23 protein-coding genes and 1 pseudogene are annotated in these 23,760 nt (G+C 51.8%); 7 read left to right on the top strand and 17 right to left on the bottom strand.

Features of this window, described 5'->3' with window-relative positions; all coding sequences use genetic code 11:
* Positions 1 to 17: 17 nt before the first annotated feature.
* The 5 genes from KI215_RS07130 to KI215_RS07110 form a co-directional block, all read right to left on the bottom strand.
* Positions 18 to 992 (bottom strand): alpha/beta fold hydrolase, encoded by a 975-nt coding sequence (locus KI215_RS07130; protein ID WP_212774842.1) that lies wholly within the window; start codon positions 990 to 992, stop codon positions 18 to 20.
* Positions 993 to 1,358: 366 nt separating this feature from the next.
* Entirely contained in the window at positions 1,359 to 2,096 is a 738-nt protein-coding gene (locus tag KI215_RS07125; RefSeq protein WP_212774841.1) for an MBL fold metallo-hydrolase, read from the bottom strand.
* Between the two features lie 267 nt (positions 2,097 to 2,363).
* Positions 2,364 to 3,362: an NAD-dependent epimerase/dehydratase family protein gene (locus tag KI215_RS07120; protein ID WP_212774840.1), complete on the bottom strand. Its 999-nt coding sequence runs from the start codon at positions 3,360 to 3,362 to the stop codon at positions 2,364 to 2,366.
* A gap of 27 nt (positions 3,363 to 3,389) precedes the next feature.
* Positions 3,390 to 3,965, bottom strand: coding sequence for an ATP-dependent Clp endopeptidase proteolytic subunit ClpP (gene clpP, locus KI215_RS07115; RefSeq protein WP_212774839.1), 576 nt, complete (start codon positions 3,963 to 3,965; stop codon positions 3,390 to 3,392).
* Between the two features lie 28 nt (positions 3,966 to 3,993).
* Positions 3,994 to 4,848, bottom strand: a complete 855-nt coding sequence (locus KI215_RS07110) for an RNA polymerase sigma factor (RefSeq protein WP_212774838.1) — start codon at positions 4,846 to 4,848, stop codon at positions 3,994 to 3,996.
* Between KI215_RS07110 and KI215_RS16190 the strand changes: the two are divergent.
* The 6 genes and pseudogenes from KI215_RS16190 to KI215_RS07080 all read left to right on the top strand — a co-directional run bounded on the left by KI215_RS16190 (position 4,825) and on the right by KI215_RS07080 (position 10,973).
* A pseudogene (locus tag KI215_RS16190) lies at positions 4,825 to 5,485 on the top strand (recombinase family protein). The gene KI215_RS07110 and the pseudogene KI215_RS16190 sit on opposite strands and share 24 nt — an antisense overlap.
* Before the next feature lie 112 nt (positions 5,486 to 5,597).
* Positions 5,598 to 6,215 carry a TlpA family protein disulfide reductase gene (locus KI215_RS07100; RefSeq protein WP_212774837.1) on the top strand — a complete coding sequence of 206 codons (618 nt, stop codon included), beginning with the start codon at positions 5,598 to 5,600 and terminating at the stop codon, positions 6,213 to 6,215.
* Positions 6,216 to 6,219: 4 nt separating this feature from the next.
* Entirely contained in the window at positions 6,220 to 6,930 is a 711-nt protein-coding gene (locus tag KI215_RS07095) for a cytochrome c biogenesis CcdA family protein (RefSeq protein WP_212774836.1), read from the top strand.
* Between the two features lie 419 nt (positions 6,931 to 7,349).
* Positions 7,350 to 7,847 (top strand): DinB family protein, encoded by a 498-nt coding sequence (locus tag KI215_RS07090; protein WP_212774835.1) that lies wholly within the window; start codon positions 7,350 to 7,352, stop codon positions 7,845 to 7,847.
* 208 nt (positions 7,848 to 8,055) lie between these two features.
* Positions 8,056 to 9,486: an IS4 family transposase gene (locus tag KI215_RS07085; protein WP_212774834.1), complete on the top strand. Its 1,431-nt coding sequence runs from the start codon at positions 8,056 to 8,058 to the stop codon at positions 9,484 to 9,486.
* 230 nt (positions 9,487 to 9,716) lie between these two features.
* Positions 9,717 to 10,973, top strand: a complete 1,257-nt coding sequence (locus KI215_RS07080; RefSeq protein WP_212774833.1) for an MFS transporter — start codon at positions 9,717 to 9,719, stop codon at positions 10,971 to 10,973.
* A gap of 71 nt (positions 10,974 to 11,044) precedes the next feature.
* On the opposite strand, the gene KI215_RS07075 is transcribed toward KI215_RS07080, so the two are convergent.
* From KI215_RS07075 to KI215_RS07050, 6 genes are all read right to left on the bottom strand, one after another.
* On the bottom strand, positions 11,045 to 12,169 hold the full coding sequence (locus KI215_RS07075; protein ID WP_212774832.1) for a M20/M25/M40 family metallo-hydrolase: 1,125 nt from the start codon (positions 12,167 to 12,169) through the stop codon (positions 11,045 to 11,047).
* Positions 12,124 to 12,483 carry a hypothetical protein gene (locus KI215_RS07070; protein WP_212774831.1) on the bottom strand — a complete coding sequence of 120 codons (360 nt, stop codon included), beginning with the start codon at positions 12,481 to 12,483 and terminating at the stop codon, positions 12,124 to 12,126. Before KI215_RS07070 ends, KI215_RS07075 begins: the two co-directional genes overlap by 46 nt.
* 16 nt (positions 12,484 to 12,499) lie before the next feature.
* Positions 12,500 to 14,059 carry an acyl-CoA carboxylase subunit beta gene (locus KI215_RS07065; protein ID WP_212775106.1) on the bottom strand — a complete coding sequence of 520 codons (1,560 nt, stop codon included), beginning with the start codon at positions 14,057 to 14,059 and terminating at the stop codon, positions 12,500 to 12,502.
* A gap of 155 nt (positions 14,060 to 14,214) precedes the next feature.
* Positions 14,215 to 14,646: a methylmalonyl-CoA epimerase gene (gene mce / locus KI215_RS07060; protein WP_212774830.1), complete on the bottom strand. Its 432-nt coding sequence runs from the start codon at positions 14,644 to 14,646 to the stop codon at positions 14,215 to 14,217.
* On the bottom strand, positions 14,643 to 15,053 hold the full coding sequence (locus KI215_RS07055; protein ID WP_212774829.1) for a cobalamin B12-binding domain-containing protein: 411 nt from the start codon (positions 15,051 to 15,053) through the stop codon (positions 14,643 to 14,645). The genes mce and KI215_RS07055 overlap by 4 nt, the downstream gene beginning before the upstream one ends.
* 33 nt (positions 15,054 to 15,086) lie before the next feature.
* Positions 15,087 to 16,739, bottom strand: coding sequence for an acyl-CoA mutase large subunit family protein (locus KI215_RS07050; protein WP_246512234.1), 1,653 nt, complete (start codon positions 16,737 to 16,739; stop codon positions 15,087 to 15,089).
* A 371-nt stretch (positions 16,740 to 17,110) separates the two neighbouring features.
* Between KI215_RS07050 and KI215_RS07045 the strand changes: the two genes are divergently transcribed.
* Positions 17,111 to 17,281 (top strand): hypothetical protein, encoded by a 171-nt coding sequence (locus KI215_RS07045; protein WP_205495107.1) that lies wholly within the window; start codon positions 17,111 to 17,113, stop codon positions 17,279 to 17,281.
* A gap of 178 nt (positions 17,282 to 17,459) precedes the next feature.
* Here KI215_RS07045 and KI215_RS07040 read toward each other — a convergent pair whose 3' ends face one another.
* The 6 genes from KI215_RS07040 to lpdA form a co-directional block, all read right to left on the bottom strand.
* Positions 17,460 to 18,062 carry a class I SAM-dependent methyltransferase gene (locus KI215_RS07040; protein WP_212774828.1) on the bottom strand — a complete coding sequence of 201 codons (603 nt, stop codon included), beginning with the start codon at positions 18,060 to 18,062 and terminating at the stop codon, positions 17,460 to 17,462.
* Between the two features lie 137 nt (positions 18,063 to 18,199).
* The gene (lipB, locus tag KI215_RS07035) at positions 18,200 to 18,877 is read right to left on the bottom strand and encodes a lipoyl(octanoyl) transferase LipB (protein WP_338048338.1); all 678 of its coding nucleotides are present in this window, start codon (positions 18,875 to 18,877) and stop codon (positions 18,200 to 18,202) included.
* Between the two features lie 79 nt (positions 18,878 to 18,956).
* Positions 18,957 to 20,273, bottom strand: coding sequence for a dihydrolipoamide acetyltransferase family protein (locus tag KI215_RS07030; protein ID WP_212774826.1), 1,317 nt, complete (start codon positions 20,271 to 20,273; stop codon positions 18,957 to 18,959).
* 24 nt (positions 20,274 to 20,297) lie between these two features.
* Positions 20,298 to 21,281, bottom strand: a complete 984-nt coding sequence (locus KI215_RS07025) for an alpha-ketoacid dehydrogenase subunit beta (protein ID WP_212774825.1) — start codon at positions 21,279 to 21,281, stop codon at positions 20,298 to 20,300.
* Between the two features lie 12 nt (positions 21,282 to 21,293).
* Positions 21,294 to 22,286, bottom strand: coding sequence for a thiamine pyrophosphate-dependent dehydrogenase E1 component subunit alpha (locus KI215_RS07020; RefSeq protein ID WP_212774824.1), 993 nt, complete (start codon positions 22,284 to 22,286; stop codon positions 21,294 to 21,296).
* Between the two features lie 45 nt (positions 22,287 to 22,331).
* Positions 22,332 to 23,759 (bottom strand): dihydrolipoyl dehydrogenase, encoded by a 1,428-nt coding sequence (gene lpdA, locus KI215_RS07015; protein WP_212774823.1) that lies wholly within the window; start codon positions 23,757 to 23,759, stop codon positions 22,332 to 22,334.
* Position 23,760: the final 1 nt, after the last annotated feature.

Here is a 23,760-nt window from a genome sequence, read left to right as displayed (position 1 = left end):
TTACTAATATTAGAGTGTTAGTGGTATCTGGCCTTTTCCAAGATCACTTGATTAAATTTTTGTGCTTCCTCGAAGTGGGGCGAGTGAGCGGAGTGCTCAAACCAAATCCATTTCTTCTCTGGTGCCTCCAGCTTTTGATAATAGGCTTCTGCCAATTCAAAAGGAGCAATATAATCGTGACGTCCCTCGCAGAAGATGACGGGAACTTGAACTTTTTGAACTTCTTTTTCTAAATGGAGATTGCGCATTTCTTCTTGCATCAGTTTCAAACTGAAGTATTGTCCGTAAAGGTGCCTGACAACGTCAAAGAGACGGTACTCAGGAGCAAGCAGTATCTTCATGAAAATGTTTCCGACCATCGCCGGTTTGCGAGATAATCCCACTCCAAATTCGTTTATCCATTTTTGATGAACCCGATCATATCTAAGATTATTCCAAGGGGGAGCTCCAATGGCTTGAAGTTGTTTGAGCGCTTTTGCATGGTTCGTCTCTTTTGCCCGCTTTAACAAATATTTGTATGACAGCCGATCGCTTTCCAAGTAACTCACTACTTGGCTCACTCCATAGTATGCATAGAATAAATCAGGCCGTTTCTGAATTGCCAGCATTCCCAGCAAGGTCCCCCATGAATGACCCACTAAATACACTTTTTTCTTCTTCAGCGACTGGCACACCCATTCAACCACTTCTAATGTATCAGAAAGGAATTGCTTGATATTCATTGTCTCGCGCGCTACCTGTTTTGAATAGGACAAGCCCGCCCCCCGTTGATCCCAGTTAACCACGACAAAGTTTTCTTCCAACGCCTCCTGGAAAGGGCGAGCAAAACCGATCTGAGCCGCACCGGGACCACCGTGCAGGAAGAACAAAACCGGATGAGTTTTGTTTGCTCCACGGATCATCACCCATTGATCCACTTTACCGATTTTTATCTTGTCTAGGACATAAATTCCTTCAGCAGATTTTTTTGCGGGCGTTCTTCTCTTCAGCATCGTCTATGTTACCCCTCAATCTCATTTATTTATGTCGTTAAGGAAGGACTCTAAAAGAGAGTAGTGAACCGGCTTTTTGTTTCGCTTTTCAAAGTTGAAGCCTCATTCAGCCCCAACTATCACCTTATATCGTCACTATCACATTTTCAACGGACAACAAGGCCTGGTTTTCGGGAAGGATATGTCCGCCTTAGAACTTGTTCCTATTCAGCACCCCGTTTTTTATCTTCCTCTCCCCAGCCTCGCCAAGTCGGCCGATCGCGGCACCGCCGTGGCCACCCGTTCTACTCCACTGAAGGACCAGCTCCGAAATAAGCCCTCCCTATCCACCACCTCGAACAAAGCTCCAGATTTTTACATGAATCTCTATCTGAAGAACTCCCTTTCTTCCCCATCTTCAGGAACCCATACTCCTTCTATCAACCCTTGATCAGCCAAATCACGTTTCAATTCCTCTCTTGTTAACAAACAGTGGTTCCACACCTCCATATGAGCCACAGTGATCTCACTGTTTGGGACGGCCTGACGCAACTTGCGAACATCCTCTTTTGCCATCGTAATCGGGTCTCCTGTTAGAAATTGGGCCGCTCCTGCAAAGACGACGACCACCTCTGGCCGATAAGTCATAAGCGCTGTCTCAACCTCGGGACACCAGATCGTATCCCCCGTCAGATACAGGCTTGGCTCCCCCTGTGCTTGTAATACAAATCCAGAAACAGGTCCCATCTTTTGCCCGATCTCTCCCGTCGCATGCTGACCACCTGTGCGACTAAACCGAATTCCCTTATAAGAAACTTGTTTGTTGATTGGCCGCACATCCATAAATCCTTTCTTATGTAGACTTTCTTGATCAGGCGGTTGGCAAAGTATGGGTATATGCTTAGGCAAACGATTAACTGCTTCATCATCAAAGTGATCCCGGTGCAAATGAGTTAGCAAAATCACATCGGGATGTAGAAGTGACACTAATGGATTGGATCGTTGGTTGGGGGTATTAGTTGTAGGGGGGAGCGATCCTGCCTTGCTCAACATGGGGTCTACGAGAAGCTCAACCCCCGCATATCGGATCTGAAATGTCGCATGACGAATCAGCTTGATTTTCATCTTTTTCTCTCCTTCGTCACTGCCACGGTAGGCATGTCCTTATTCATCCTTTCTGGGCCAACGATATGCGACTTTTCTTAAAAAAACCCTGAGCCCTTAACGCAGGGCCAGGTTTTTGGTGTCCGTCGATTGCCTCCTAACCCTTTCTAATCCGGCTGACCAGTCAACGAAGCCACGACTTATCCAGGATCCGGTCCCAAGCCACATAGTGGCGGCAGATTGCCGTGGATGTCATAGATGGCCACCACTTTCAGCTGGTTTCGTTCTTCACCTCGCATCCCACTCCTTCCATTCCCGTAACAACTCGGACTCCCGTTCACGACTCATTCCTGCCTTGAGTGCCGTCTCCTGTGGACGTGTCTGGTCCCATCGAAGGGTTTCCATAATCGTTTGTAGGAGAGGTCGGAAAGTCAGTCCATGAGCATTCGCCCGATTCACGTTTATCGTCAGAAATCCCGGATAATTCTTCTTATCTGAAATCCAGAGCGGCAACTCAGTCCACTCCTTTACACCCTTGTCCCAGAGGAAGTCTTCACTGACCCATGTTGCTCTCCCGGACAATGGGATACTATTCTCCAATTCACGAACAAACTCTTCCATCGTGAACTTTTCCTTTGGCCCGGTTGCATTGAAAATACCGTTTGACCGTCGCTCTACCATCGTGATCATCCACTTGGCTAAGTCCCTAACATCGATGAATTGAATTGGTCGATCCCGACGCCCCGGCACCAAAACCTCTACACCTTGTGAAAACCGTCGAACCCAATACGTAAAACGATCTGTAGGGTCGTATGGTCCAACAATCAGCCCCGGCCTGATCACAAGTGCTCGCTCGCCGAATACGGATTGAACTTCACGTTCGCAGAGCGCCTTGAGCGGACCGTAGAACCGGTTTACGTCCTCGTTCGTTTCGTCGTCTAACTTCCCAACCGATGCGTTCTCATCCATACCGACCTGGGTGAAGTCAGCATAGACGGAGATACTCGAAACAAAGGTATAGTGGCCCACGGCGTCTTCTAACAACTGGACCGATTGCCGAACGATCCGTGGCACATAGCCGCTCGGGTCAATCACTGCATCCCAGTACCGTCCACGAAGCGCATCCAAGTTTCCGTCCCGGTCGCCCCGCAGCTTCTCCACGTCCGGAAACAAATGTGGATTGGATTTTCCTCGGTTAAACAGCGTCACTTCGTGCCCCTTCGCAAGTGCCGCTTCAACCAAGTGACGTCCTAAGAACTCCGTGCCGCCCAAAATCAGAATTCGCATATCCGCATCTCCATTTCTATTTGTCTATCAAACAATCACATCGTCGATCAGGCCGTAGGTCTTCGCATCCTCTGCACTCATGAACCGATCCCTATCCGTATCCGTCGCAATCCGTTCCACTGTTTGCCCAGTATGCTTCGCCAGGGTCCGATTGATTTTCTCCCGAGTTTTGAGCATCCAGTCGGCATGAATCTTAATGTCAGAAGCCTGACCTCTCGCCCCGCCGAGTGGCTGGTGAATCATGACCTCACTGTTTGAAAGTGCAAACCGCTTGCTCTTGGCGCCCGCTGTCAGTAAAACGGCACCAAAGCTCGCCGCCATCCCGACACAGATGGTGGATACGTCGGGTTTGATGTGCTGCATCGTGTCGTAGATGGCGAAGCCGGCTGTGACCAACCCACCAGGGCTATTGATATACATTTGAATGTCCTTTTCTGGATCATCTGCGGCAAGGAATAGCAGTTGTGCCACGACCGAGTTTGCCAGGTCATCATCAATGGCTGAGCCCACGATGACAATCCGGTCTTTCAGAAGTCGTGAGTAGATATCGTAACTTCGCTCACCTCGGCTGGTTTGCTCGATCACGTACGGAATGAGTCCCATAAACAAGCCCCCCTTTTGATGCCAGACGTTACGCTGCTGCCAAAATGGACATCTGAGTTCCGCCGTTTGTCCTTCTCGCATTCGTTTGTCTTTGAGCGAATGTCAGGACTTTGCTGGTTGCATGCACCGGATCGAGTATCCCACCCTGGCATAGATGCATTAGTGTCGTTATGTCGGCTGCATAAAATGCTGCAACGTACGCTTGTAGAATCTCATTCTGCACGCCGTCGTCTCTTTCAGGCAGGAGCTCTTTCATAGAAATTAATCGTACTTTCGCACGATGTAGAGTCGCTTTCACGGCACCTCGGTTCATTCCGAGGAGTTCTCCGGCTTCTCTATCCGTGTACTCGAAAACCTCACATAAAAGAAAGACAGCTCGCTGCTGCGCAGTAAGTTGTTGAATCACTTGTAATGCCGCTTCCACTTCCAATCGATCCTCTGGTGGCATGGAACCGCAGACTGCGTACAGTTCCATAGGATTGTATGGCCGAAACTTTCTCTGTTTACGAACGTGATCCAGCCACGTGTTTTTTGCGATACGCCGTAGCAATGCAGAAACATTTGGATGCTTTTCTGCCCCTTTTAGGACCGGAAGTGCTTTGATTAGAGTCGTCTGAACCACATCTTCTGCCTCGTGACGGGATCCGCTTAGGAACTCACAGTAACGGAGCAAGTGGTCACGAAGGGTCGAGAGGCGTTCATGGACATCCGATTCAGATCCTTCAGACGACCGCATTGAGTCATTAGTGTTAAACACTTGATCGCCCTCCTTTCCTTTGACACCATATAAACGATTCAAATCGCCAAAAGGATACGGATGAAGTGAAAACAGTTTTACAGGTCTCTTTTCAAACGGATCGTGTGTCCCTGTATCCGATCTCATTCTCACCATCTCCTATCCTACTTGTCGGCACTTTGGCCCAGGGCTGGAACGGGTTCGCCCTTTCATTCCTGGTGGAAAAAGAGATTGTACCCGAAGGAATCGGGGAGTCTCCATCACCTTGGTCAAAATGGCACCCAAACCCTCAATCAAAAAGATCATCCACATCGCGATCAAAGAACACATTACACCGACAAGAGAACGGGTCGGGACATTTCGGTAAAAACATCAGAAAAAGTGTATGGATACACACGGGTGTCCGCGGTGCATCAGGACTTGGAAATTCAGATAAAGGAGTTAGAAAGGTTCGGGGTAGATGAACTATTCCGAGAGAAAGCATCCGGCAAGAACATTACGGACCGCTCCGAGTTTCGCCGGCTGATGGATCTGATACAGCCGGGGGATACCGTCGTTGTCTCGATCCATTACGGACGTGGTATGCACATATGAGTTATTTCAAGATTGGGAAATTCATCTAGTCAGTCTTTGTCATGGGATCGATACTCGACTGAGTAACGACATTATGACCAAAGCAATGGTCACCATACTGGGGCTGTTTGCGGAGATGGAGCGGACTTTTATCGCTGAACGGACTATGGCTGGTAAGATGACCGCCAAGGATAAAATGATCGATTTTTAAGGGGAGCCATCCCCTTTTTTCTCATGGCATCCATTTGTGAGGATATCCCGTGAGCATCTACGATTTACTGCTGTCACGTAACAAAGGCTAGATGTATAGAGGAGGCGCAAAGATGTCTCGGCAAACGAACGCTTGGAAAAACGGAGTGATCGGGCTTGTGATCGTCGCCGCGCTGATCGGGGCCTTCTGGCACGGCGGGAAAAAGGATCGTTCCGATCAGTCGGCGCAAGCATCGTCCTCGACGCAAGTACAGAAGCCAAAGATAAATCAAACGCCCGCCCAGGAGGAGCCAGGTTTGCAAAAAGGCGATCGCGCTCCCGTCTTTGCTTTGCCAACTTTGGACGGACATAAGATGGACCTGTCCAAGCGGAACGGCAAACCCGCCCTGATCAATTTTTGGGCGACGTGGTGCCCACCGTGCCGAGAGGAAATGCCTACGTTGCAATCCATATACCAGCAATACAAGAATCGGGTGGACTTTTTTATCGTGAATTCCACGTATCAGGAGGGCAGTGAAGCCGATGTTTCTGGCTTTCTCAAACAATATGGGTTGACCTTTCCCGTGCTGAAAGACAAGACGGGAGAAGTGACGGAAAAATATGTTGCCTTGGGGCTCCCAACAACCTATATCGTGGACGCCAAAGGCGTGATCGTATGGAAGAAAACAGGGCCCGTCACTTCGCAGGAAGTGAAGCGTGTACTGGACTCTTTAACCCGACCGGAGGGATGAGAAAATGTCGGATTTGTCTTGGTGGCTGGCTTTTGGCGCGGGAGCGCTGTCGTTCATCTCACCATGCTGTCTCCCGCTGTATCCGTCGTATCTGTCTTACATCACGGGAATCTCGGTAAGTGAACTCAGAGAAAATCGGACGGCCAATGTTCGGCGGGCAGTGGCCTCACACACATTATTTTTCATCTTGGGCTTTTCCATCATTTTTTACGCCCTTGGTTTTTCAGCCACTCGGCTTGGACAGTTTTTTGAGGATTACAAAGAAACCATCCGCATGCTGGGTGCTGTATTGATTGCGGTGATGGGCTTGTTCCTGATGGGAGTGTTTCAACCCGCTTTTCTCATGCGGGAAAAACGACTGGAAATCTCGAGCCGCAGGATGGGCTACCTCGGTTCCACGTTGATTGGCATCGGTTTCGCCGCCGGCTGGACACCGTGCGTCGGGCCAATTTTCGCTTCCGTGTTGATGCTGTCCGCCTCCAACCCCAGTGCGGGACTGAGTTACATTACTGCATACACGCTCGGTTTTGCCATCCCGTTTTTTGTCATGGCTTTTTTCTTAGGCCGAACACGTTGGATCCTGCGCCACTCCGCACGCATCATGAAAGTAGGCGGAGGTGTGATGGTCATATTGGGAGTATTGTTGTACTTCAACCTGATGTCTAAGATCACGGTTTGGATGATTCAACTGTTCGGCGGTTTCGTCGGGGTGTAAGACCAGTGGGAATTACCCGCCTAATTGCTGACAAACCATGATCAGGAGCCGGTTTCTATTTGCCAGGGAAAGCTGTTCCTTCCCCATGCCTATCAAGTTAAAGTTTTATAGTACCCCCAGAACGAAATTTTGGGCTTTCTTGTAACAAAGAAGCTCATTTTCTCGTTTTGGGGGTATCCATTTTGCTTAGCTTGATGGGCATGGGTACTACCCCACCACGGGAGTTAGATAAAAAACAAAAATAATTATTCTGAGCCTCTATAGGGGTTCGGGGGAGATACATGTAATTTTAGGACATAAACTTTTCTATATCTGAGTACATTTATCGGTGGGTACTCCTTCTGGCCGCATGTGATACTATGTTGTAACTATCAATTTAATTTTTAGTCGTTACATATTTTTATTTCAGGAGGAATCGTATGGACAAGAAAGCATTTTTACTGCACGGATGGGAAATTGGTTACGACAAAGAAGACTGGTATCCGCCGTTGGCCGATACGCTCAAAGGCGTTACGGCGGAGCAAGCGAATTGGAAGCCTGAAGGCGCGCCGATCCATACGATCTGGGAGAACGTTCGCCATTTGACGTTTTACAAGGAATGGTTCCTGAAGTTTCTAACGGGTGAAGAAACCGAGTATCCTCAAGGCTTGACAAACGACGACACATTTGCCGTCACTTCCGTGGAACCGTCCGCTTGGGAAGAATCTGTTAAGAAACTGGACGACGTACATCAATCGATTCGCAACATCATTGCTGGGTACAGCAGTTACGACTTGGAGCGCGAAGTTTCGAAACACCCTGTCGGCATGTGGTTATACAGTCTCATTCTTCACGATGCGTATCACACCGGACAAATCATACAAATCTGCAAACTTCAAGGATCTTGGCCGGCTAAGCGGTCATACGGACAATCCTGAAATAAATTCACGGCGATAAACAGAATCCTGGGACAATAATCCCAGTAGAGGAAAAGTGAAGACGCTGAGGGGCTGCCTTGCATCTGGCCCTATATTTCGCTTTTGGTTGCCATACCCCATCGCCATCAAGCCAAGAAAATAGAATAGTCTTAACATCAGAAAAACGCTATTCTTTCTATAGGAATATAGGAAAGGATGGCGTTTCGCAATGAATCTTCCGATTCAACATGAACTAAACCTATTTGCGGAAGAATTACAAAAACATTTATCATCAGCTGCTCTTGAGCAGTTGGCAAAAGAAAAGGGATTCGTTCAAAGGAAGAGTAAATACCGTGCAATAGACTTAGTGACTTTGTGTGTTTGGGTGAGTCGAAATATTGCTAGCACTTCCCTAAACAAACTATGTAGTCAACTAGAAGCTTCGAATGGAGTACTGATGAGCCCTGAAGGGCTCAATCAACGTTTCAAAAGTCATGCAGTGAAATTTCTTCAAAGCCTGTTTACTCTTTTGTTGAAATCAGAAATAGGATCAATAACCCCCATTTCAAGCAAGCTTTTATCACTGTTTCAGCGTATCCGCATTCTTGATTCGACGACCTTTCAAATACCAGATTCGTTTAAGGAAGATTATCCAGGAGCAGGAGGTTGTGGTCATACAGCAGGTGTCAAAATTCAATTGGAATATGAGTTACACAGTGGTCAGTTTCTGAATCTTCAAGTGGAACCTGGAAAAAATAATGATAAAACATTTGGTACAACTTGCCTAGATACTCTTAGACCTGGTGACCTATGTATCCGTGACTTAGGATACTTCTCACTCGTGGATCTGGATCAGATGGATCAAAGGGGTGTTTTCTATGTGTCCCGTCTAAAGCTCAATAACAAGATATACAAAAAGAATCCAGCTCCCGAGTATTTTAAAGATGGATCGATCAAGAAACAAACGGAATATATCCTACTAGATTTAGAAGAGATCATGAATGACATGCAACCAGGTGAAACACTGGAGATTCCAAATGCTTATATCGGCAGGGACAAGAAACTACCTGCTAGAGTCATCCTCTATCGACTAACGGAAGAACAAGTCAAGAAAAGAAGAAAGGACCAAGCCTATAAAGAGAAGAAAAAAGGAATGACATACTCAGAGCGTAGCAAACGTTTGACTGAAATCAATACATATATCACCAACATCCCTTGGGAACTTGTTCCGAAGGAACAAGTTCATGACCTATACTCGCTGAGATGGCAGGTCGAGATTCTGTTTAAAACTTGGAAATCGATTTTCAAGATCGATCACTGTAAAGACATTAAAAATGAACGAATGGGATGCTATCTCTATGGTCAGCTGATCGCTATCTTCTTATGCTCTTCTACCATGTTTCGCATGAGAGAACTCTTGCTTCGCAAGAAGCGTAAAGAGTTGAGTGAATACAAGGCCTTCTATATGATTCAAAGCTATTTTTTATTGATTCATCAGTCGATACAAGAAAACACCCAAGAGTTATCAAAGATTCTGATTCGCCTCTTCTATTTAATAGAAAAGAATGGGCGAAAATCTCACCGCTATGAGAAAAAAACAGTTTTTGATATTCTGGGTGTCGTATACGATTATACTAAAAAGACCGTCAAAGCTGCTTGATTAAAAAAACAATCCCTCCGGTTTGTTCGGCACATTCAACTACTGTATAAATTAAACTTTTATAAAAGTAATATCCATTCATCTTTTTTGTATCAGCTTAACCTTGATGGGTATGTGTTCCTTCCCCCTTAGGGGGAACTTTTTTGGTTACTTAATCAACTTTTATGTTTACAAATTATAAAAATGGAGTTACGATATACTCGAAACCCAATTGAGAATGGGGGATACGCATGAAAGAGGTGCTTTTCGACCGGAACTTTCAGAAGCTGTTTTGGGCCAATCTGTTCTCCGGTTTTGGCCAGGGCATGACCATGATCGGGATCTCCTGGTATTTGGTAACGGAGACTGGTTCGGCAAAACAGTTGGGAACCACAATGTTCGTCTCAGCCGCCCTGATGTTTTTGCTCGGACCTTACTTCGGCACGCTGATCGACCGTTTCCCCCGCAAAACGATCTTACTTGTGGAAAGCGCCGTCGGGTTTGTGATTCTGCTCGCCCTTGCCCTGTGGGGATTCTACGCTCCTTACGGGGAATGGATGTTGATCGCACTGTTTATTGTGACCACCCTCATTTTTCAGGTTCATTATCCGACACAGTCCGCTTTGGTGCAGGAGAAGTTTGAGGAGCGCCACTACCGGTCGATCAACAGTCTCTTGGAGATCGAAAGCCAGACGGCCAGCGTCATGTCGGGCGGGGCGGCAGGCCTGGTTCTCGGATGGTACGGCCTCCCAGTTGTGCTGCTGTTTGACGCCCTCACCTATCTATTGGCTTTGTTACTCATCAGCCGGATGGAGTACGTGTTTACGTTGGAAAAGCATGTACGTGAAAACCCCGGTGTGGACTGGCTGGTGCAATTCGCAGAAAGCTGGCGGTACATAAAGAAAAAACGCGGGTTTCTGCTGTTCGGCGTCTCCGTGTTCATGCCCTTTATCGCCGTGATGGTGGGCAACCTGCTCTCTCCCGTGTTTGTAGCACAAGCGCTTCATGCCGACGCCATCATCTACTCGTTGCACGAGATGACCTACGCCATTGGAGCAGTAGCGGCCGGGTTTCTCATAAGCGGAATGACAAAGCGGCTTGGTGAGATTCGTTCACTCGTCGGCAATATGCTTGTATTTGCCGCAGCCATGATCATTGTTGTCGCATTCCCCTATGGCTGGGTGTACGTTGCATTAACCACACTGTTCGGCTGGTGCAATGCCTCCGTCCGCCTCGTCCGGCAAAACCTGTATATGGTGATGGTCCCCAAACACCTAATGGGACGAGTGCTCAGTTTTTTCCAATCAGTGGGCATGATGAAACGGCTCGCCCTGATCGGACTGTGTACGCTGGTCATCGACTACACCGGCGCAGGAATAGGTTATTTGGTGCTCGCAGGGCTGTTGTTGTTGGCGGCGTGGGGCGCCTACACGTCGTCTCGGCTGCTCTTACCATCATCGGTGCAACCGGCCGTAACGCCATCAGTGAAAGCAATTCACAGATCGTAAAATTCAGCAAACAGGAAGGTTTCTCGCGCAATAACAGAAGGTCCTCCCGAGGGAGGACCTTGAGCGTTTCATCAATGTTTCTCCGCGACCGTCTGGATGATCGCCACAACCAGTTCAGCCGCTTTTTCCAGCTCGGCAATCGGCATCCGTTCGCTGGTGGTGTGAATGTTTTCATAACCAATGCCCAAATTGACGGTCGGGACACCGTAACCGGAAATGACGTTGGCGTCGCTGCCGCCGCCACTGGCGAGAATCTTCGGATCGCGCCCCACCTTTTTGACCGCGGCGATCGCCGTTTGCACCACCGGATGAGATTCCTCAAACTTGTATGCGGGATACATTTTCTCCGTTTCCACTTCGACTCGGGCGCCCGCTTCCCGAGCTGCCTCTTCAAAGGCTTGGACCATTTTTTTCACTTGCGCTTCCAGTTTGGCTTCATCGCGACTGCGTGCTTCTGCCACGATCTCCGCATGTTCCGCGACCACGTTGGTAGCCGTTCCGCCTCGGAACATGCCGATATTGGCCGTCGTCTCCTCATCGATCCGACCCAACGGCATTTTGGAAATGGCGCGGCTAGCCACTTGAATGGCGCTGATCCCATCTTCCGGGTTGACGCCGGCATGAGCCGCCCTTCCGTAAATGGTCGCTTTGATGTGATACTGCGACGGGGCGGATGTGATGATTTCGCCCACCGGTCCGTTGGAGTCCAATGCAAATCCGAAATCCGCCTTCAACAGCGAACGGTCCAACGCTTTGGCTCCGACCAAGCCAGACTCTTCCCCGACGGTGATCACCAATTGAATCGTGCCGTGGTCGATGCCCCGTTCCCGAACCAGGCGGATGCCTTCAAACAGTGCGGCGATTCCCGCTTTGTCATCACTGCCCAGGATAGTGGTACCGTCGGAGACGACATAACCGTCCTGAATGGAAGGTTTGACACCTTTGCCCGGTTTCACCGTATCCATGTGACATGTGAAATAGACGATGGGGGCATCTTTCACCGTTCCCTCCAGTGTTGCCACCAAATTGCCGGCACCGTGGCCGGTTTTCTCTGCCGCATCGTCTTCCACGACGTGAAAGCCGAGCTCTGTCCACTTTCGTTTCAACAGATCGCAGATTTGTCGTTCCTCTTTTGTTTCGCTGTCTGTTTTCACCAGTTCGAAAAACGTTTCCAACAATCGCTCGCGATTGACCAACCGTCTTTCCTCCCGTCTACCGTTCTCCGGTCGCGAAACCGCTCGGCGCGATGCATGACCGATCGGTCCGTCCAAGAGGAGGAACCCGGCACCGTCATCTGCCGCTCTCTGCCCGCCAACCGCCATTCGCTCACATCGTTCGGATTGAACAGGAAGCGGGTTTCAAATGCCCCCAGCAACTTTACCCGACTCGGCGACTCTTCCGGTTCCAACCGGACGATTGGGTTGCATCCTTCCCCCGCTGGTACAGGTTTGCCCACCTTTGCACGATTGAATACATGTACAACCAACGGGATCGTTTTATCGATAGCCATTGTTTCCTTCCCCGCCTTACAACGGAATATTGCCGTGTTTTTTGGGCGGGCGGCTTTCCCGTTTGTTTCGCAGCATCTCCAGGGCTTCCCGCAGCTTTTTTCTCGTCTCGCGGGGATCGATCACATCGTCCACCATGCCCATCGAAGCGGCCACATACGGGTTGGCAAATTTCTCCCGGTATTCAGCGATACGCGCAGCCCGCGTCGCCTCGGGATTATCGCTTTCCCGGATTTCCTTGCTGAAGATGATGTTGGCCGCCCCTTCCGGTCCCATCACCGCCACTTCAGCGCTGGGCCAAGCGTAGACAAGATCGGCACCGATCGCTTTACTGTTGAGTGCTACGTATGCGCCGCCGTACGCCTTGCGCGTGATGACGGTAATTTTGGGAACAGTCGCCTCCGAGTAGGCATACAGGATTTTGGCACCATGCCGGATGATACCACGGTGTTCCTGGTTGACGCCGGGGAAAAACCCGGTCACGTCGACAAACGTGATCAGCGGGATGTTGAAACAATCACAGAAACGGACAAATCGGCTCAGCTTGTCGGAAGAATCGATGTCCAACCCACCCGCCATCACCTTGGGCTGATTGGCGACAATGCCGACCGTCTGCCCAGCGATCCGTCCGAAACCAACGACGATGTTGCGGGCGAACCGCTCCTGCACTTCCAGAAACGATCCCTCGTCCACCACGCGCCGAATCACTTCCAGTACGTCATATACTTTGGTTCCTTCCACCGGGACGACCTCAGCCAATTCCTCTACCCATCCGTCGTCGTCCGGTGCGTAGACGCGCGGCGGATCCTCCATGTTGTTTTGCGGCAGATAACTGAGCAGTCGGCGCACTTGATCGAGGGCTTCCGCCTCCGTCGGCGCCGTGAAATGCGCATTTCCGCTCACGGATGCGTGGACCCGTGCCCCGCCGAGATCCTCCGAAGTGATGGTCTCGCCTGTCACTGTTTCGATCACTTTGGGCCCGGTGATAAACATTTGGCTCGTTTTTTCCACCATCACCACGAAATCCGTAATGGCAGGCGAATAGACCGCACCGCCGGCACACGGACCCATGATGACCGAGATCTGCGGAATCACGCCGGAGTAAATCGAATTGCGGTAAAAAATATGTCCGTAACCGTCCAGTGAGACGACCCCTTCTTGAATCCGGGCGCCGCCAGAATCATTCAATCCGATGATCGGCGCTCCGTTTTTGGCCGCCAAGTCCATTATACGCGCGATTTTCATCGCATGCATCTCACCCAGGGCACCGCCGAAGACCGTGAAGTCCTGAGCAAACACATATACGGGCCGACCGTTGATTTTTCCGTACCCTGTGACCACCCCTTCCCCCGGAGCGGACACCTTGTCCATCCCGAAATGAGTCGCCCGGTGCTCCACAAACGGATTGAGCTCCACGAACGTACCTTCATCCAACAGCAGATCGATCCGCTCCCGGGCGGTCAGCTTCCCCTTTTCGTGCTGGGAGCGGATTTTTTCTTCGCCCCCACCCATCTCCACTCGACGTCTTTTTTCAGCCAATTCCTCAATTTTTTCGTGCACGGTTTCTCCCCCTTCCATTGGAGATGCTGATCCCGTTTTATGGACCAACACATCTCCTGTCCAACCCATCATCCTGTATATACTGGGTAGGTCAGTTTCCCGCTCGCTCCTCGTTCGCCAAGCTCAAAGGCCGCTACCGGAAAATGTCCACCCTTCACTTGGTTCCAAATCCCTTATTTCGGTGAATCCGTCTCATGTTCACATAACTCGAACAGGACACCGCCCGTCGACTTGGGATGGAGGAAAGCTACTTTCGCATTGTGCGCCCCTTGCTTGGGCTGTTCGTGAATGAGCCGGACGCCCTGATCCTCCAACTCGGACAGGCGCCTTTCGATATCATCCACCTCCAATGCGATATGATGAATACCCTCTCCTCGCTTTTCCAGGTATTTGGCGATGGCGCTTTCCGGTGACAGGGGCTCCAACAGCTCGATCCGGGTTTCACCGATCCGGAAAAAGGCGACGCGTACTTGCTCACTCTCTACCGTCTCCGTTCCTTCCCATGCCAAGCCCAATATATCGCGATACAATGGAATCGCCTCATCCAAACTACGCACAGCGATGCCGATGTGACTGATCTGGCGGGGTGCCTGCCAGCGATTCATGTTTGTGCTTCCCTCGCTTTCACCGCTTGACGGATAAATGCTGCCGTCTCCTTAGTGGTGGTGCCGGACGTGAATACCTCCGCGATCCCGTGCTGTTTCAGAAACGGAATATCCTCCTGCGGAATGACCCCGCCACCGATCACGATGATGTCGTCAGCCCCTTGTTCCTTCAACAGTCTCGTTACTTCCGGAAACAACTCGTTATGCGCTCCGGACAAACAGGAAAGTCCGATGACGTCCACGTCTTCCTGGATCGCCGTTGCCACGATTTGTGCGGGCGACTGGCGCAAGCCCGTATAGATGACCTCCATCCCTTCATCGCGAAGCGCCTGCGCAATGATTAACGCGCCACGGTCATGTCCGTCCAATCCCGGTTTGGCCACCAACACGCGAATAGGTCGATTCATACTGATTCACCGCCTTCAGTCTTTTCATTCGTGTTACACCGGTTGATACTCGCCAAACACGTCGCGCAACGCATGGCAAATCTCCCCTACCGTAGCGTACGCCTTCACACAAGCGAGAATGTGGGGCATCAGGTTGTCCGTTCCTTCCGCCGCCCGTTTCAACGCGGCCAATGTCTCTTGCACGCGTTGCCCGTCCCGTCTTGCACGCAATGACTGCACCCGTTCCACCTGTTTCCGCTCCAAAGCGGGATCGACGCGATGCAAAGGCGGCTGGGGTTCGTCTTCCAATCGGAAACGGTTCATACCAACCACCACTTCTTCCCCGGACTCAATTCTGCGCTGCGTCTCCAATGCGACGCGGTGGATTTCCCGTTGCATGTACCCTTGCTCCACTGCAGACACCGCGCCACCCAAATCATCAATTTTTTGAATGTAGCGAACCGCTTCTTCTTCGATCCGGTCTGTCAGCGCCTCGACAAAATACGAACCGCCCAACGGATCGACCGTATCGGCCACCCCGCTCTCATAGGCGATGATCTGCTGGGTGCGGAGGGCGATCCGGGCCGATTCTTCTGTCGGGAGTGCCAAGGCTTCGTCGCGCGCATTGGTGTGCAGGCTTTGCGTACCGCCCAACACCGCCGCCAGCGCTTGCAACGTGACACGGACGATGTTGTTGTCCGGTTGTTGCGCGGTCAATGTGGAACCGCCGGTCTGCGTGTGAAAACGCAGTTGCCACGACCGAGGATCGCGGGCACCGAATCGCTCGCGCATGATGCGTGCCCACAAACGGCGCGCGGCGCGGAACTTGGCAATTTCCTCGAAAAAGTGATTGTGCGCGTTGAAGAAAAACGACAGTCGCGGCGCGAACTGATCCACGTCCAACCCCGCTTTTACCGCCGCTTCCACATAGGCGATGCCGTTGGCCAGCGTAAATGCGACCTCCTGTACGGCCGTCGATCCTGCCTCCCGAATATGGTATCCGCTGATACTGATGGTGTTCCATTTGGGCACGTGCTCCGCACAATAGGCAAAGACGTCCGTGATCAGCCGCATCGACGGTTGGGGTGGAAAAATGTACGTTCCACGGGCAATGTATTCCTTCAGGATGTCGTTTTGAATCGTGCCTCGCAACTGGTGGGAAGGAACACCCTGTTTCTCACCGACGGCGATGTACATCGCCAACAACACGCTGGCCGGTGCATTGATCGTCATGGAGGTGCTGACCTGATCCAGGGGAATCCCTTCCAACAAGCGTTCCATATCTTCCAACGAATCGATCGCCACCCCGACTTTGCCCACTTCCCCTTTTGCCATGGGGTCATCGGAGTCGTACCCGATCTGTGTGGGCAGATCGAATGCGACGCTCAATCCCGTTTGACCTTGTTCCAACAGATAACGGAAACGCCGGTTGGTCTCCTCCGCCGAACCGAATCCCGCATACTGGCGCATCGTCCAGAGGCGACCGCGATACATGGTCGGCCGGATACCGCGGGTATACGGATATTCGCCGGGAAACCCGATCCGTTCCCAATCTGACGGGTTTTCGGCGTTACCGACATATAATCGATCCACTTCAATTCCGGAAGGGGTGACGAAAGATTGCTTTCGTTCCGGAAATTTTGTCAAAGAAGATTCGGTTTTCTCTTTCCACTCCTGGTAAGCGTCATCAAATGTCCGCTTGGTCACCGCTTTTCCTCCAATCTTTCTTTCATTGGGTGATCTCTGTCAAATCCGAAAGGAATGAATGCGCTATCACCTTTTAATATACCAAAAAATCTTTCATATGGGTGAGTTCAGTTCGATGGACAACAGCTGAAAAGTGGGCTACAATGTACACTTGAGGTGATGGTAATCGTGCGACCGTTTTGGATCAAATTCGTCGCTTACCTCATCATAGTTACGATGGTGGTCAGTACGATATTGCTGAGCGTGTTATCCGCGATTTGACAAAACATCACGTTCAAGGGTCTGTGTATTTCGGCGGGAATTGATTATACTGAGAGTGGGTAACGAAAAACGAGGTCGGAGATCATCGTAGGAAAGCGGGTGTAATCGGTATGTACATGGTCGTCATTTTGGTCTTGATGTGCATCCTGGCCGTGCGCGGAGTCCTGTACAACAAGCGCACTCAAAACAAAAGCGGTTTCATTATCGGCGGTATTTTCACAGCGGGACTGATTGGGGTCACCCTGCTCGCCCTTTATGATACGTTTGTGGGATTGCAGTGAGGATATGCAAACCGTTCCCCGGCCGAACACTCCAGCGAAAAGAAGAGGCGGGGAACGGCTCTCCAGAGAGTAAGTGTCAACTATTTCGGCTTCTGGTGGGAAGCCGTTTTTTGTACGCTTTCTTTCGTCAGTGCGATAGCCCCTGCATCCCGGAGAAGCGCGGGTCGAATGTGCAGGTTCACTTTCCCCTCTTCCTTTCGGTTCTTTCTGGAGTCTGCTTTTTTCTGCTCGGTCGCCGATAAAAATGCACTTCCACCTTTCGATCTCCTGCGGTCCACTGATCCCGCAACAAAGTAACGGCAAAATAATCCGTTTGGTCGAATTGCACATAATCCATGAAAGGGTGATGAGTAGAAAACAGCAGTCGTCCGTTCGGCTTCAACACCCTGGCAAATTCGGCCAATAAAGACGTCCAATCAGGCAAATAGTGCAACGTCAGCGAACAAACAATCCAATCGAATTGTTCCGTTTCAAATGGAAGTGAATCTTCCAGATTGTGTAATCGCACGTCCGCTCGGGCGCCCACTCGCCTTTTTGCCGCCTCCACCATACGGAGGCTCGCATCGACGGCCGTCACGCAGGCTCCCTTTCGAAGCAACTGCTCACTGTACCACCCCGCAGCACAACCGGCATCCAACACATGCAACCCGGACAGAACGTCCGGTATCATCCTCATCATCGCTGGCCGCTCGTAAAAGGCGTTATACGGTCGAATCCCGTCGGTCTCTTTTTCGTAACGATCGGCCAATGCATCGAAAGCTTCTGTCACTTGCCTGTTCAATCCACATCCCCTCCCTTTCTCTTAATGATTGGCGTGCAAACTCCGGGTTCCCTTCTGGATAACCTGAAAGGTTTATATCCCGCCTGACCAGCCAATGGCATAAAAAAAGAGGGGAAACCTCCCCTCAAAATCTGTCTTCACCCGGCTTCGTTCCGACGTTCTCCTTCTTCGACGGCCGGCCAGCCGAATACTTGGCTGAAACCACGCACCACCTGATTCATCACTTCTGCCATATCGATGCGTTTACCGAGGATTTTTTCCATCGACGTAACGCCGTATTGTTGAATACCGCACGGGACGATCAGATTGAAATACCGCAGATCGGTATTGACGTTAAGCGCAAATCCGTGACTGGTGATGTAACCTTTCCGTTGGCGTCCCCGGTTGAACTTCACCCCGATCGCGGCGATTTTTTCATCTCCCACCCAAACACCGGTGTACGGCGGTTTGCGGTCGCCTTCAATGCCCCAGTTGCGAAGGGCAACAATCAATGCTTCCTCCACGTCGCGCAAATACGCATGGGCATCATTGCCCCGCTCACCGAGATAAAACAGCGGATATCCCACCAATTGTTCCGGACCGTGATAGGTGACGTCGCCACCGCGGTCGATCTCCACCAGTTCCACACCGCGTTCGGCATACTGCTCTTTGGTTAGCAGCAGGTTTTCCATATGGCTTCCGCGCCCCATCGTCACCGTATGCGGATGCTCCAACAGCAACAATTGATTGGACGCGTTCCCTTCATCGATCGATTTTACGATCTGTTTCTGCATATCCCACGCCTCGTGATATGGCACGAGACCCAATCGCTTCACTTCAAACAACGGTGATCCCTCCCGCCATCTACAGACAAACATGAAGGCACCCCAAGGGGCGCCTTCATTGTACCACAGATCAGATTTGCGTGTCGGGACCGTAAGCTTCCAGACGCTTTTTGACCGCTTGCAGGAAGCGTCCAGCCATCAAGCCGTCCAGAATGCGGTGATCCAGTGACAAGCACAAGTTGACCCGGTCACGAACCGCGATCATGTCATTGAAGATGACCGGTTTTTTGACGATCGCTTCCATGGAGATGATCGCCGCCTGCGGATGGTTGATGATCGGCATCGAAGCGATCGAACCGAAGGAACCGGTGTTGTTCACCGTGAAGGTACCACCTTGCAGATCCTCCAGAGACAGCTTGCCCGAACGCGTTTTTTCCACCAATCGGTGTATTTCCTTGGCCAGGCCCAGGATGCTCTTCTCATCCGCATCTTTGATCACCGGCACGTACAACGCATCGTCGGTGGCCACAGCAATGGAGATATTGATCCGTTTTTTCAGGATGATTTTGTCGCCGCCCCAGACAGCGTTCAAATACGGGAATTCCTTCAGCGAATCGACGACCGCCTTGATGAAGAACGGCAGGAACGTCAAGCTGACACCCTCGCGTTTTTTGAATTCGTCTTTCAGTTTGTTGCGCAATTGGACCAACCCGGTGACGTCGGCTTCCATCATGGTCCATGCATGCGGCGCTTCGTGCTTGCTTTGCACCATCCGCTGGGCGATCGTTTTGCGTACGGACGTGACCGGCACTTCTTGGTCACCTTCTTCCAGCGTGATGCCAGCCGTCGGTTTTCCGTCAGATACAGCAGGGGCGGATACCGGTGCGGTGGCAGTGCGGGCGGCTTCCGCGGCCGGTGCCTGTTGCGGTGCCGCTTCTTGTTTGGCCTTCTCTGCTTTTACCGCATCAACCTGCCCGGATTCGATCACGCGCAGGACATCTTTGCGGGTGATGCGACCACCCGCTCCCGTTCCTTCGATTTTTTCCAGGTCGATGTTGTGCTCCTGCGCCAGGCGCAAGACAGCGGGCGAATACCGCCGCTTCATCGAGGTTTCACCTTGATCCTTCTTGGCGGGTGCTTCCGTTTTGGCTTCTTCCGCCTTCGGTTCTTCTTTTTTCTCTTCAGCAGGGGCCTCCGTTGCCGCGGCACCTTCTTCTTCAATCCGGCAGATCAATTGCCCCACTTCTACCGTTTGCCCTTCCTCGGCGATGATCTCTTTCATCGTGCCGGAAATGGTGGCGGGCACTTCCGCATTCACCTTATCGGTGGCCACCTCACAGATGGGTTCATACTTGGCAACGGGATCACCCGGTTTCTTCAGCCATTTGGTGATGGTTCCCTCGGTTACGCTCTCACCGAGCTGGGGCATCGTCACATCGGTCGCCATAGTCAACCTCCTATCTGGTACATCCTAGAACTCGGCCAACTCGCGGATCGCTTTGGCCACTTTATCGACGTTCAGCATGAATTCCTTCTCCATCGGCGGGCTGTACGGCATAGCCGGCACATCCGGTCCGCACAGACGGCGGATCGGCGCATCCAACTCAAACAGCGCCTCTTCGGCGATGATGGCCGAAACTTCGCCGCCGACGCCGCCGGTTTTGTTGTCTTCGTGGATGATCAGCACTTTACCCGTTTTAGCCGCCGCTTCCAAGATCGCTTCTTTGTCCAGCGGCAGCAGCGTACGCAAATCCAACACGTGCACGCTGATGCCCTCTTTTTCCAACTGTTCGGCCGCTTGCAGGGCGAAATGCAGGGTCAAACCGTAAGAGATCACGGTCACGTCGGTACCTTCCCGTTTGACTTCCGCTTTTCCGATCGGCAAGGTGTAATCGTCCTCCGGCACTTCCCCTTTGATCAAGCGATAACACCGTTTGTGTTCAAAGAAGAGCACCGGGTCTTCGTCACGAATGGCTGCTTTTAACAACCCCTTGACGTCGTACGGAGTGGACGGTGTCACGATTTTGAGCCCCGGAATGCCGTTAAACATTTTTTCCACGCTCTGCGAGTGATACAACGCACCGTGCACACCGCCGCCGTACGGAGCGCGGATCACAAGCGGGCAGTTCCAGTCACCGTTGGAGCGGTAGCGCAGTTTAGCTGCCTCACTCACGATTTGGTTAATGGCGGGCATGATGAAGTCGGCAAACTGAATCTCCGCCACCGGACGCATCCCGTAAGCGGCCGCTCCGATCGCCACACCGACGATGGCCGACTCTGTCAACGGGGTATCCAACACGCGGTCTGCCCCGAATTCCTCGTACAATCCTACCGTAGCGCGGAACACGCCGCCCCGGACGCCGACATCTTCACCCAGCACAAACACGCGATCGTCGCGGCGCATCTCCTCGCGCAACGCCATGGTTACCGCATCGATATACGAAATCACCGGCATGTTGTTCTCCTCCTATTCCGCATAAACGTGTTTGTAGGTATCTTCGGGTTGCGGGTACGGCGCCTGCTCGCTGTACTCCGTCGCTTCATCCACTTCTTTTTGGATCGCGGCGAGCAATTCTTTTTCCTTATCCTCGGTCAATACACCCACATCCAACAGGTATTGACGGAATTGCACAATGGAATCCTTCTTCCGCGCTTCTTCCACTTCTTCACGGCTTCGATAGGTCCGGTCGTCGTCGTCACTGGAGTGGGGAACCAACCGGTACGACTCGGCTTCAACCAAAGTCGGACCTTCGCCGCGACGGGCACGCTCCACTGCTTCTTTCATCACTTTGTACACTTCCAGCGGGTCGTTTCCGTTCACTTTCACACCCGGGAAACCGTATCCTTGTGCACGCGCGGCCACACTGCCGCCGGCGACCTGCTTGTCGAGCGGCACGGAAATAGCGTACTTGTTGTTCTCCACCAGGAAAATCACCGGTAGCTTGTGTACGCCGGCGAAGTTGCACGCCTCATGGAAATCACCCTGGTTGCTGGAACCTTCGCCGCAGGAGGTAACGGCCACCAGGTCTTCTCCTTTCAGTTTCGCGGCATATGCCACGCCTACCGCGTGCAGCATCTGTGTGGTCACCGGGCTGGAACCGGAGAGAATTCGGTATTTCTTGCCGCCGAAGTGGCCCGGCATCTGCCGACCGCCGGAGTTGGGGTCTTCCGCCTTGGCAAACGCGGACAACATCTGGTCCCTTGCCGTTTGTCCGAAGACCAGCACCATCCCCAGATCACGGTAATATGGGCAGAGAAAATCTTTTTCCTTATCCAGTGCGAAAGCGGTTCCAATTTGAATACCTTCTTGCCCCTGACAGGAAATGACGAACGGGATTTTTCCCGCGCGGTTCAACAGCCACATGCGCTCGTCGATTTTGCGGGCGAGCACCATGTAGCGATACATTTCCAATACCTGCTCATCGCTCAAACCCAGTTCAGCATGACGCGATTTCGCCATCGTTGGGCCTCCCATCTGCAAACGGAAATTGTAGTCGATCAAACATCACCCAGCGTGGATGGCCGCTCCATCGATCGCCATCGCCACTTCTCCAAACACTTCCGACAATGTCGGGTGCGGATGGATCGTATGGCTTAACTCCCACGGCGTGGCATCCAGCACCTTGGCCAATCCCGCTTCGGAAATCATGTCCGTGGCGTGCGGTCCGATAATGTGCACACCCAGAATGTCATCCGTTTTCTTGTCGGCGATCAATTTGATAAAACCGTCCGTTTCCCCGAACACAAGGGCTTTGCCCACGGCCCGGAACGGGAATTTGGCCACTTTGACATCGTAACCCTGTTCTTTGGCCTGGTCCTCCGTCAGGCCGATACTGCCGATTTCCGGCCGGCCGTAGGTGCATCGGGGCACCATGTTCGGATCGAGCGGATGCGGGTGCTTGCCCGCCATGTGTTCGACGGCAATGATCCCCTCATGCGATGCCACGTGCGCCAACTGATAACCGCCAACCACATCGCCGATGGCATAGATGTGGGATTCTGCCGTTTGCATGTATTGGTTAACCTGGATGATGCCTCTTTCCACTTTAATCGACGTGTTTTCCAGACCGATGCCTTCCACATTGGCTTGTCTTCCGACGGAGATGAGCACCTTCTCGGCGGACAGTTCGATCGTTTCCCCGCCCTTTTCCGCCTTCAATGTCACCGAACCGCTTTCAGCCTTTACGCTTTCCGGTATCACTTTGGCGCCGGTGTGGATTTTCACTTTCCGCTTTTTCAGGATGCGCGTCATTTCCTTGCTGACGTCGGCATCTTCAAACGGCAGGATGCGGTCGGCAAACTCCACGACTGTCACGTCCACACCGAAATCATTCAGCATCGACGCCCACTCGATGCCGATCACACCACCTCCGATGATGACAATGGACTTCGGCAGTTGGTCCATTTGCAGGGCGTGATCGGAGTTCATCACATAAACGCCGTCCATCTCCAGACCGGGTAAACTGCGCGGACGAGAACCGGTTGCAATCAGTACGAATTGCGGTACCAGCATCTCCGCTTCCCCGCCGTCATTGCGCTCCACAGCGATGGTTCCCGGCATGGGGGAGAAAATGGACGGCCCCAGGATACGACCCGTTCCTTCGTAAACGGTGACACCGTTTTTCTTCAGCAGATGCTGTACGCCTTTGTGCAGTTGATCCACTACTTTCTGCTTGCGGGCCTGTACCAGATTCATATCCAGCTTCACATCACCGACGGAAATGCCGTAGCTTTCACTGTTTTTCATATCATGGTACAGTTCCGCGCTGCGAAGCAGTGATTTGCTGGGGATGCACCCCTTGTGCAGACAGACACCGCCCACCTTTTCCTTCTCCACGACGGCCACTTTCATTCCCAACTGTGCAGCCCGGATCGCGGCCACATAACCTCCGGGCCCCGCTCCGAGAACAACCAAATCGTAGTTTTCCGCCATC

It is taken from the genome of Polycladomyces abyssicola (assembly GCF_018326425.1).
Classification (GTDB): Bacteria; Bacillota; Bacilli; order Thermoactinomycetales; family JIR-001; genus Polycladomyces; species Polycladomyces abyssicola.
Note: the sequence above shows the minus strand (reverse complement) of the source record. Positions and strands in the feature narration are given on the sequence as shown.